Genomic DNA, 10,580 nt, shown 5'->3' with positions numbered 1-10,580 from the left:
AAACGTCTGGGGAATGCCGAGATACGCCTGAGCCTGGGAACATGTTTCCGTCAGGAAGCCAAGCTGCTTGCCTGCCGACTTTTTGCCTTGCTGCATGCTTCGTTACCTGGTGTACCCGATCTTCATACGCTGCGGCATATCCTTGTCCGGCATCTGTCTTCTATGCAGGGAAAGGATGTCAGTGAATACGGGAAACGTGGTCCCCGGAAAACGGCTCTGCCCTGCTCTTTTCCGCAACCACCAGTAATGACGGTCACAAACAGCATGAGTGCAGGAGATGCAAGAGGCTTCATGACTTCTTCTTTTACTTGTGATCGGCAACCAGCATATCCGGCCACAGGGTTCACTTCATCTGCCAGGAAAGCTGTTTGTCAGGATACCTGCCTTCATCCACTATCCCAACCAGTTACAGCAAAAATTTCCCCGCTTTCCACAGCAAGATTTTCTGGGAAACACATCGCTGCCATATCACCTGACGGGGCTTTGGCTTCCCCTTCGGTGACTTCCTGTTCCGCTGAAAACAGTATCAGGACAGACCATCCTCACGGGATGCTCTGCCCTGATACCTTATGAAAGCCACCCGTATGTAAGGATGCCTCGCGCCCTAGACACTCGACTAGCCAAGTCATAAGAAAGCCTGAAGAGGGGACAATCCCTCCCCAGACTCACTATAATCGAATTTATCCAAATAGCTGTCGCTATAAAAACAGGCTTACCTGAGCTTTTTTATTCATATTGTTCGATGAGTATATTTCCATATACTGGACATCACCTTTAAAATAAACAATACACGATCGACATGTTCTGTTATTGTCAAAGATATTTTGTTATCATTTACCAAAATATTGGATGATTTTTCACCTTTTTGTATAGAATTAATATCTTTATAATCAATACTTGATAAGCAACTTGTTGAAGAATACAAAGTCGTACTTGTTAAAACAAATCCATCGTCGCCTCCTCCCAAGAATGTCGCATCATAATACATTAGAACATCATCATCATTTACAACAGCATTAGTAAAAAATGAGGCATTATTTATCTTCTTTCTATTATAGACTGGACAAGCATAAAAAGAAGAATCATCTGAGACCATATTTCCAAATTTAAAAAGAATATACTTCGCAATATAAGATTTGTTTTCCGCGATATCTATCAATCTACAACTATAGTCAACACATCTATCCACATCCATTTCTTTGATAGCACTATCAAGAAGTATTAAATTCTCTTTTCTAACTTGTCCACTAAAGTCACTCCCACTATGAGCAACATAACAAGCATGAGAAAGCATTTTTAATAAAAAAATAATTTTTTCCTGATTTCCGTGCCTCATATTAATATAGATATGGTCACAATTATTACACACAACATAAATAGAACGATTTTTAGCATATACATCACTAATAATCGAATAGGGAATCATATATATTTTATTTGACGAAACGGACAGATATAAAGCCGAAGCTGAAAGGGCAAACCCTTCATCACCTCCGCCAAAAATCGTAGAATCGTAGTAAAAGAGAATTTTATTATTCTTTCGCAGACTATCTGGAATGAATTCAGCATGTTTGAGCTTTTTGACATCAAAAAAAGGCATGACATAAAATGATGAATCATCCCTGACCAAGCCTCCCACACATAAGATAATATCCTTACATATCTGTAGACACGACATGCCTAAAGACAACATCTTATAGATATGGAGCGGACATCCCTCATCCATATTCAAAAGAGCAGCTGAAAATAACGTACTACACTCATCAAGCTCAGTATTTTGAGAGAATTCATGCAATATTTGGGCAGTAACCTTCTCCACCTTCCTGGAAGCAGATGATGCCATATCCTGCTCCATGAAAGGAGTGACCTGCTGCAGCATGGATGTTATTACAGATTCCTCCAATCCTAATTCTTGCCCTTTTTTTAAAAGAAAAGCCTGCTCTGCCAGACTAATCGTACCATCTGCAAGTGCAGCTTCTATCAACAAGGAAAATTGATCCATGGCATGGGGGGGATCCGCTAAAGCCTCCGCAGGAGAAGCTGCTCGCTTAGGGGAAGGGGTTCCGCAAGCCTGACAGACCGCCCAGCCAGGAGGGTTCGTCAGACTGCCGCAGCAGGGACAAGCTATTTCACTGTGGGATACTTTCCTATCCATACGCTCATCTTCACAAACAAGTTTTTCTCCACAATCAGAGCAAAACACACCAACAAGATAGTCTTTATTACAGCGCTTGCAATAAGGCATTAATCTTCTCCATAAGTGAAGTCACAGTCAAAAGCCCCTGTCGCACAAATAGTCAACTTAGCCTTAAGGAAAGGTGATCCGGATATTTCTATGTTCATCCTATACAAATCTCTAAATATAACAATAAGACTATTAACACTAAAACTATCCAATTCCAAATTATATATCTTTTCATCAGAAGTACATACTTCTATTTCAAAATTTACTATATCATCCGTGAAATCGACATCCAAACAGATTTTCTTCCAGCCATCAGATAAAAAAGGCAGCAGAATTTCAGCAATTGATTGAAAATAGGCTGTTATATTCATGATGCTGCCCCTGTATTTTCAAAGTATTTTGTGTGTACCTTGCCATCATTAATAGTGTATTTAACCGTAAAAGAGTCAGGGCGCAAGTTTGAATCAGTATAATTTGGCTTCACTGTAATATTAACTTTCTCACCGTTTCTCACATACTGTGCAAACTCATTCTCCATACTCTTCCATGCGCCTCTATTTAAATTCGCATTCTGGGGTACAAGATTTGTCAGCCCCGAAGGGCCGCCAAACCGGGCTCCTATCATATGCCCGGCATCATCTGTAGGCAATCCCATTCCTCGAGCTTCAGCTTGGGCGGCAAGATCACGTGCCGAAGGGGTCAAATGGAGTTCTCCGGAAACGTTCTTCAGCCGTCCCAATCTATCCGTTACACTGCGATATCCGTTTTCTATATATATATTATTGGGTTCTAGTTTACCAATTGCCCCTATACTATATCTTCTTGGCATCGAATTTATACCAGTCTTTACTGCAGCGGCCATATTTCCCGATGCCGCCACTGCCTTGACGGCCCCTAGTTTCACAAAAGAAATGGCCCCTAAAGGAGCAATATCTAGCGCAACCCATAAGGCATCCTTAGCGCCGATTTCAGCGCCATAAGATACTTTTGAAGCGACATTTGCGATAGACCCAACAAATGGGGCATAGCTAATATAGCCCTGATCAAAGGAAACATCGTTTTCTACTGTGATATGTTGTGGCTCTAATTTATCTTGTGACGTTCCGACAAGCTTACAGTTCTGAGAAAGATCAACAGTATCAAGCTTATCGTTCAAGCCACTGGCTTCAGGAGATTCTATTACATATACTTGTCGTGATATAGTACCACTACTATCTCTGCTTTCCTGATTATATAATCCATTTCTTCCAATAAAAGCACCGATATCGAGTCCAGCAACTATTTTCGTCTCTTTTCCATCACGTGTTACGATATGTTCCTGGCATGTAACAATCTCGCGTTCAACAATAGCCTTATCTTTCAGAAGGATAGAAGGACCATGCATAGCCTGTCTAGCTGATGCAACATCAGAAATTTCAGATTTCTCATCCTGCAATCTGTAAGCCCTGCTTTGCTCTCGGATAATATGCCTTGTCTCCTGCTCAGATTGAATTACTTTCTCCTCACGGGTAACGAGGACTTGCTTCGTATCATCTTCTCCAGAAGGCTGCTGCTCGACCTTGCTGCTTTGACCAATTTCCTTCTCCTCTTGGATGGCCTCCCCTTTCCTTGTTTCTGCAGAAAAACTATCTACAATGAGGTGTTTTGAAGCGTGCGGGTTAAGACGTATAGGGTCAAATATGCAATGAAACATGTTTAATGTTAATAAATTGGCGAAATCTGCAGCACTCATGAGGACAAGCTGCATAGAAGGAATCTTGCCTTCACGAATAGTTGCATACAGGTCCATCAAATTTCCAGCACCCAGATATTTCTTATCAACGAGATAAGCTGTTGAATAATGCTCTTCTCCTATATCTGTCTTTGATTTTCCAATCTCTTCTTTATTAATAGTCGCAAGATTGTTCCCATTTATATTTACTGATTCATTGTTTCTTGAAGCAACGTTCCCGCTATGTACTATAGATGAAATACGTGCAATCAATCCTAAATCATAGCTACCAAACATACGCTTCATCCTTCTCAGGCTTAATGAATTTGCGTTCTACATCTTTTAATATATTTATATACAATTTTACCGCCTCACAAATCGTATCGTCATTTGAACATACCTTTGTAAGAAGGCGTATACCACTTTCCGCTCTAAGCCATGATGAGACATTAATACCATCATACATTTTAATTATATATTTTAATAACGCATCTTGGACTTCCGTCGTTACCTGCTCAGTATGAAGACAGCTTTGCAGGGCAGTTACCATATCCAACTGAAATGCATCTTGATGTGACCTTACAAACATACGTATAAGTTCATCAGCAAAGTCTAAAGTGCCATCTTGTTTTTCTTGCATACACCAAAGGCCATAATGTAAGGATAGCTTGCGTAGTTTTGTCCAAGCCATCTCAAAATCTTCTTTGCCAAGCCACTTGAACAAGGCCTGATACAAAGCACAGCATAAACGGATACTCCATATCCTCGGGATGTTGCCTAAATCATCCAATTTATCCATAAGCAAACACATCCCTTCAGATAAACAGGGACCAAGTTTTTTCTGTTCAAAATTTTCTGTAAGAAAAATTGATTCTTCTCGCAGCGTCAAAAGTTCACCTGGAGAAAGTAACAACATGAGCGTACCAAGACGACGGATATGTTCAACCCAGACTTGCTGCTGAATCTTATCCAATTTTACAACGATAGTTGTATCACAAAAAACATGCTTATATAATGAATCATTATTTGTATAGTCTTTTCTATTATGCATACTGAATTCAGTATACCGACTTTCAGCAGGAATTATCTTTACCTGTGCTGGCTTTTCCATACCTTCAAAAAAAACCGAAGCTACTCCACGATGGAGACGAGCCAAATCAGCAGTCTGCTTTTTATCGAGTAGCATACAGGAAGAAAGACTTTCTTTATCATCTCGTGCAAGTATACGATGTGCTATTTTGATATCTGTATTTTTGACTATATCATCAATGAGCTTGGCCGGTATCTGATCCGCGATAATGAGCCCCTGGCCAAACGAGCGGATTTCTGCCAGCATATCAGCAAAAACTTCCACTCCTTTTTCTCGACCACTCCCTTTCGTCTCAGAGCCTCCTTTAGGCTTAGCAAGCAAGCGATGTGCCTCTTCAATGACGAGTACATGCCGCAACTCAGATCGAGACGAACGCAGTATGCCAGCCTGCCGATGTTCAAACAATTTAAGCAGGAGCAGGCTCATAACAAAGCCCTTCTCCTCATTATCGGCAAAAGGCCACAACTCAAGAACGCACGGGCGCTGTAACAGGGCCTCCCAGGAAGTAGAGAATCGACGATCCAGAACCTCCCCTTTGGCTCCCCGAGTCATACTGCTGAGGCGAGAACGGATAGCTCCCAGGAGGCTGCCACTATAATCAGTTGCATTGGGGAAAAAGGTTGCTATCGCCTGTTCTACCATGGGGACAAGCATGGATAAAGTCGGCAAAAACAATTCCTTCAGCTTGTCACCAGGAGCGTCGATCAAATCCTTACAGGCCTCGTATGCCGGATTCGTTCCTGTGTGCAAATCCCAACCACAGTCGGCATAAGCCTTGTAAATAATATCTTCCAGGATGTAGGGCATACTGGAATACATTCCCAATGAAGCATTGAACGCAGCTTTGAGATAATCGATGTGAGGAGTCAACCCAACAGCAGTTTCGAAAGAAAATGGATTGAGTGTAAAATCATTGTTATTTTTTCCTAATGTATAAACCTGGAGCTCGGGAATATATTTTTTAAGCTCCTCATATTCTGTCTTCACAGGATCAATGACCAAAAAAGGGATACCTTGTTTGTGCCACAGCTCAATCAGCATGCTGCGAATAGTCGTACTTTTTCCAGAGCCGGTAGCGCCTGTCACAAAACAATGACAATTAAGCCTGCTCAATGGAACAATAAAAGGTCGCCCCGTTTCTCTACCTCTATCCAGAGTGCAGCCTAGCTCGATAGCCTTTTCCTCCTTAAAAGATACTGGCAAAAAACGTGCATATTCTACCAGTTCCTGAACATCAAGCCCCGGCATATCATGAAGAGGTAGTCCAACATAGCGCGAAAGTTCTGCGGAGGTTAACCACGTAGATAACCCCTCATAGGCCTCGCCAAGTTTTTGTATTCCAGGAGGAGAAATTCGCAATACTTGAAATGGATTAAATGCAGAAGGCACATCAAAACAGCGTAATGGATCTGGAAAGCTATCTGGTCCACTCATAAGCCCCTGGAAAACATCTCCCAGCATATGTACTGTGCCATCATCTTCAGCCATAATTGTACAGACAGTATTCCACATCCCTTCTCCCATACTGTCCTGCGTACGCTTGTAGAGCTTATCCATCAAACTTTCAAGAAATTGAGCTTCCTTAGAAATGGCTTCTGAGGTCATGCCGGATGTAACGGTTTCAGCGTTATTATCAGCTATATTTTCTGATATTCCGGCATTTTTACTAAAATTTTTTTGTACACCATTCTGTTCGGAAAAGTTTTGTGTAGATACTACCCCTCCCGAGAACCAACGCGACGTATCTGAGGCGATACGGGAAATAACATTCCCGTCTCTATTCATTTGAGACATGGACGAAGAATGATTTTCGCCTTGTGAGGTTCCTGTGGAAAAATTAATGGAGCTTCCCCGAGTAACGCCTGACTGGGTTGCGTATGAAGCCTGCATCGAATATTTTGTAAGTGGATGCAACGTATTAAGTGTTGCTGAAATATTTCCCTGATAAGAATTAATTTTTTCCCTATTTAAAGGAAATGCTGTCACGACTAAAGCAAAGTCATTATTATTCGCAGCATCAGCTATACGCTCTATACCAAATTCTACCTGTAAACTGTCATTATTTTTATCATTCCTGGTATATTTTGCATCAGGTATGCCAAGAATGACTTTTTTATTAGGAAAATCCTGCAACATTTTTTGAATTACATCAGCATCTTCAATGACTTCTGTTGTACAGCCAGGGAAAAAAGAGTTAAATGCTGCGGATAGTGTCCGCCGCTTTTCAAAAAATGCTTCATGTTCATGAAACATTCCATAATATAAATACATATCCCCTTGCCGAGCTAACAAGATGTAAATAAAAGGGATATTTAATCTATAGCATGTTTTAATATAGTTCTCCATAGAGAAGATAAGATTCTTCTTCTCTCGATAGCAAATTTTATTCACCTTGAATAGATGCATCTTAACAAAACTATAATTATCAAAAAAACATAAATTTTTATATATATCAAAATTGAGATTATTTAAATTTTTTCTGTTCAACTGAATATTCAGCACATTTAAATATGAAGAATTTTCGTTATTCATAAGATCATTTCCCATTTTTATCCCTCTGGAGCTATAGATCGCCAGTCCATATTTAAGATTCAACCTGACCTAATATATACTTTTTTTTATAAAACAAACATTCAAACTACTCCCTATTATCCTATTGAACGATACCATAGTCATTCTCTTTGTTTATACACAGGTTCTAACAATTCGTAAGGAAATAAAAAAATTATTATAAAAACAAATAATATACAATAACACCATAAATGATTATAAGGCTTAAAAGTATGACTGTTGTACGAAGGAATGGATATCTATTATACTTATGGGGCCTCTCCTTAAAAAAATAAAGCCCTCCATCCTGTGTGCTGGCTATCCGGCAGCTCACACCATTCAGCTGGGGAAGATCAGCGAAAGGCCTATATTTCCGTTTTAAGTTTTTTGAATCCCCTTCCCGTAGCTCCCGTTGAGGGAAAGCCCCTTGCTAACATCGATGATGTCCATTGTGCTATTAACCGGTCTTTGCCAGAAACGAATGGATGTACGCTCTGTTCCTGGGAATCTTTCTGTACTTCAGCCAGCGGGCATCCGACACCTCCATTCCAAGCGGATGCGTGACAGAGCATCCTAATCTGTGTGCGTTATGGAGAGCTCAGGAATATCACCGGTATCCTTAGCGGAAAATCGAATTAGCTTCCTGCCGAAGAGCTTCAAGATATAATCAGCCATGACTACTCCGTTTCGGGCTACTCGCTTGCTCACCTGAAATTTTTTCCATGTGTCGAGTTGTGTTCATCTGCACGCAAAACACCTTTCTTCCTCTCCGTCACCTGGATGAGGAAGCTCCGTGAACCATCCCCCCAATTAGGGGATACCACAAAATCCTACACGCTCTATGCCTCGGGCATACCACGTTTTCCTTAAATCAAAAAGCGTGCTGTTCCTCCCTCAATGTCATGGTTTTGCAAGTCCCGTTTCAGCAATGTTTCTCTCTCTTGCTCCCCTGGAGGAATCCTGCTAGCGCTACCTAATGGAGCGAATATTTGCTAGACTGCAATTTTTTAAATCTACCACTGTCATCATTGTTATCGCAATAATTTGATAAATTATCTACTTTTATTATTAAAATTTAATAGCAATAAACAAATGAATGCCTATATAAAATTTCACAAAAATTCTGTACGATCATTTATACTCTACAAACTTTCTGTCAAAATTTAAACTTTATCTTGCATTATTTCCTGCAATACTATAACACGAAAGAAGTGTTTACTTGGAAAATCTTATTTTTTATTAACGGCTTGCATTGGAATTTTTAGGATTCCCGCCCTCGGCACCAGCAAGACATCAAGGGTTGTGGCAACTAGCCGCAACCCTTTCTTTTTTGGTTGTTTCGAGCAGCGCAGCAAGCCCAGCCCGTCCCCTGTTTTTCCTACCTTTACGAATTTGGGTCAAACAGGTGGTACAAAAGGTGCCTCAAATGCCATCCGCTGCCGCTTCTTCCGCTCACCCGCACGGCACTTGCCACTCCCACCCAGCAACCCGCCGTTCCGGCCAGCATCTTCTTTGCGTGGGACGCATCTTCTATTTTCGTTGTGCTCTGCCTGCTGCTGCCCAAAAAACGTCTGGGGAATGCCGAGATACGCCTGAGCCTGGGAACATGTTTCCGTCAGGAAGCCAAGCTGCTTGCCTGCCGACTTTTTGCCTTGCTGCATGCTTCGTTACCTGGCGTACCTGATCTTCTGATCTTCCCACGCTGCGGCATATCCTTGTCCGGCATCTGTCTTCCATGCAGGGAAAGGATGTCAGTGAATACGGACGACTTCCAAGGCCGTCTTCCTCTCCGCCCCGCGGCAGAAGGATAGAAAAAGAGCCTGTCCGCCCTATTCGGAACCAAGCACAGCCCGATATTGGGGAGCGACGAATTTGAGGAATATCCCCAGCGAGACAAGCTGCCCCCAAGCTGCAACCATATAGGCAATATCCATCCCCAATGACTGAGAGATGATCCCTCCCATCAGGAGGGAAAGACATATACCGCTATCCATCCCGATAAAGTACATTGCATTGGCAACTCCCCGCTTTGTCTTGTCCGCCAGATATACAAGTACTGTCTGATAGCTGGGCAGAAGAGCCCCCAGAGATATGCCCAGCAGCCCCCCGCATCCCAGAAAAAGTACGGGAGATGTCGTCCGGGTAAGGAGCAACGCAGCGCCCAGCGCCACAAGATTCGCCATACAGACCAGAATGACGAGATAGCCTTTATCTACAATATAGCCGGAGAACAGACGGCTCACCAAGAGCCCTATCCCCATCAGCAGAAAAAAAGCACTGGCATAGGAATCCATGCCAGTGTCTCTGGCCAGCACTGAGGTATAATTCGAGACCATCCCCAGCATGAAGGCTGCAATGAACAAAGAGGCCAGTGCATAGAGGCCTTGCGGCATGAAAAACATGTCCCAGGCAGGCTTTCTGTGTTTTGCTGCCTGTATTTTTTTCGGAGCCGTGATGAATAACTGCAAAAAAGTACCCAGCATGGCAAAGACAAAGGGCAAGCCAAAAGCAGCGGCATAGGAATATTTGTTCGTCACATACAAGCCCAGCATGGGGCCAAGGATCATCCCCAGCGACAACATACTGCTGAATACCCCGATCCCCATCCCCAATTTTTTCTCAGGGATAAAGCTGACTGCCATCGTTGCCTGCGAAGTGGTCATGATGGAAAAGCTTATGCCATGCAACAAACGTATGCCGATAAAAAGCGAGATCGTTGCCGCCATAAAAGTCAGAGGGAAAAAGATAGCGCAGCAGGTGGTAGCAATCAGCAGGAGACGCTTGCAGTCCATCATATCTGACATCATCCCGGAAAAAGGACGCACCGCAAGGGCGACCAGGGGAAAGGCTGCGAGACCTATGCCCATCACCGATTCTTTACAGTGAAGGACATCGATCAAATACAACGGAAGCACAGGCATTACTGAATATATAGCCATACATGTGCAAAGGTTTGCGATACAAATGAAGAGGATGTCCGGCATGTTTTTTGATTTTAAAAGGTGTGGTAATCTCGTCCCATGAAACAAACAGATTTTCGTGAT

At 42.3% G+C, this 10,580-nt stretch carries 6 protein-coding genes; all 6 read right to left on the bottom strand.

What is annotated here, in order from left to right:
- Positions 1 to 730: 730 nt before the first annotated feature.
- Positions 731 to 2,245, bottom strand: coding sequence for a hypothetical protein (locus HF854_RS11485; RefSeq protein WP_168936416.1), 1,515 nt, complete (start codon positions 2,243 to 2,245; stop codon positions 731 to 733).
- A complete protein-coding gene (locus HF854_RS11480) occupies positions 2,245 to 2,556 on the bottom strand; it encodes a hypothetical protein (RefSeq protein WP_168936415.1) in 312 nt (103 codons plus the stop codon). The genes HF854_RS11485 and HF854_RS11480 overlap by 1 nt, the downstream gene beginning before the upstream one ends.
- Complete coding sequence (locus HF854_RS11475) at positions 2,553 to 4,193, bottom strand: DNA/RNA non-specific endonuclease (protein WP_168936414.1); 1,641 nt, start codon at positions 4,191 to 4,193, stop codon at positions 2,553 to 2,555. Before HF854_RS11475 ends, HF854_RS11480 begins: the two co-directional genes overlap by 4 nt.
- Positions 4,183 to 7,518: an ATP-binding protein gene (locus tag HF854_RS11470; RefSeq protein WP_168936413.1), complete on the bottom strand. Its 3,336-nt coding sequence runs from the start codon at positions 7,516 to 7,518 to the stop codon at positions 4,183 to 4,185. The genes HF854_RS11475 and HF854_RS11470 overlap by 11 nt, the downstream gene beginning before the upstream one ends.
- Before the next feature lie 1,415 nt (positions 7,519 to 8,933).
- Entirely contained in the window at positions 8,934 to 9,197 is a 264-nt protein-coding gene (locus HF854_RS11465) for a hypothetical protein (protein WP_168936412.1), read from the bottom strand.
- 168 nt (positions 9,198 to 9,365) lie between these two features.
- The coding region (locus HF854_RS11460) for an MFS transporter (RefSeq protein ID WP_205906119.1) at positions 9,366 to 10,580 on the bottom strand (1,215 nt) is incomplete at its 5' end.

The organism is Desulfovibrio piger (genome assembly GCF_012843875.1).
In the GTDB taxonomy this organism is placed as follows: Bacteria; Desulfobacterota; Desulfovibrionia; order Desulfovibrionales; family Desulfovibrionaceae; genus Desulfovibrio.
Note: the sequence above shows the minus strand (reverse complement) of the source record. Positions and strands in the feature narration are given on the sequence as shown.

What these genes read in the sequence shown, in the direction of transcription:
- HF854_RS11475 (WP_168936414.1), bottom strand. Translation starts at nt 4,193, where the DNA reads ATGTTTGGTAGCTATGATTTAGGATTGATTGCACGTATTTCATCTATA.
- HF854_RS11465 (WP_168936412.1), bottom strand. Translation starts at nt 9,197, where the DNA reads ATGCAGCAAGGCAAAAAGTCGGCAGGCAAGCAGCTTGGCTTCCTGACG.
- HF854_RS11480 (WP_168936415.1), bottom strand. Translation starts at nt 2,556, where the DNA reads ATGAATATAACAGCCTATTTTCAATCAATTGCTGAAATTCTGCTGCCT.
- HF854_RS11470 (WP_168936413.1), bottom strand. Translation starts at nt 7,518, where the DNA reads ATGAATAACGAAAATTCTTCATATTTAAATGTGCTGAATATTCAGTTG.
- HF854_RS11485 (WP_168936416.1), bottom strand. Translation starts at nt 2,245, where the DNA reads ATGCCTTATTGCAAGCGCTGTAATAAAGACTATCTTGTTGGTGTGTTT.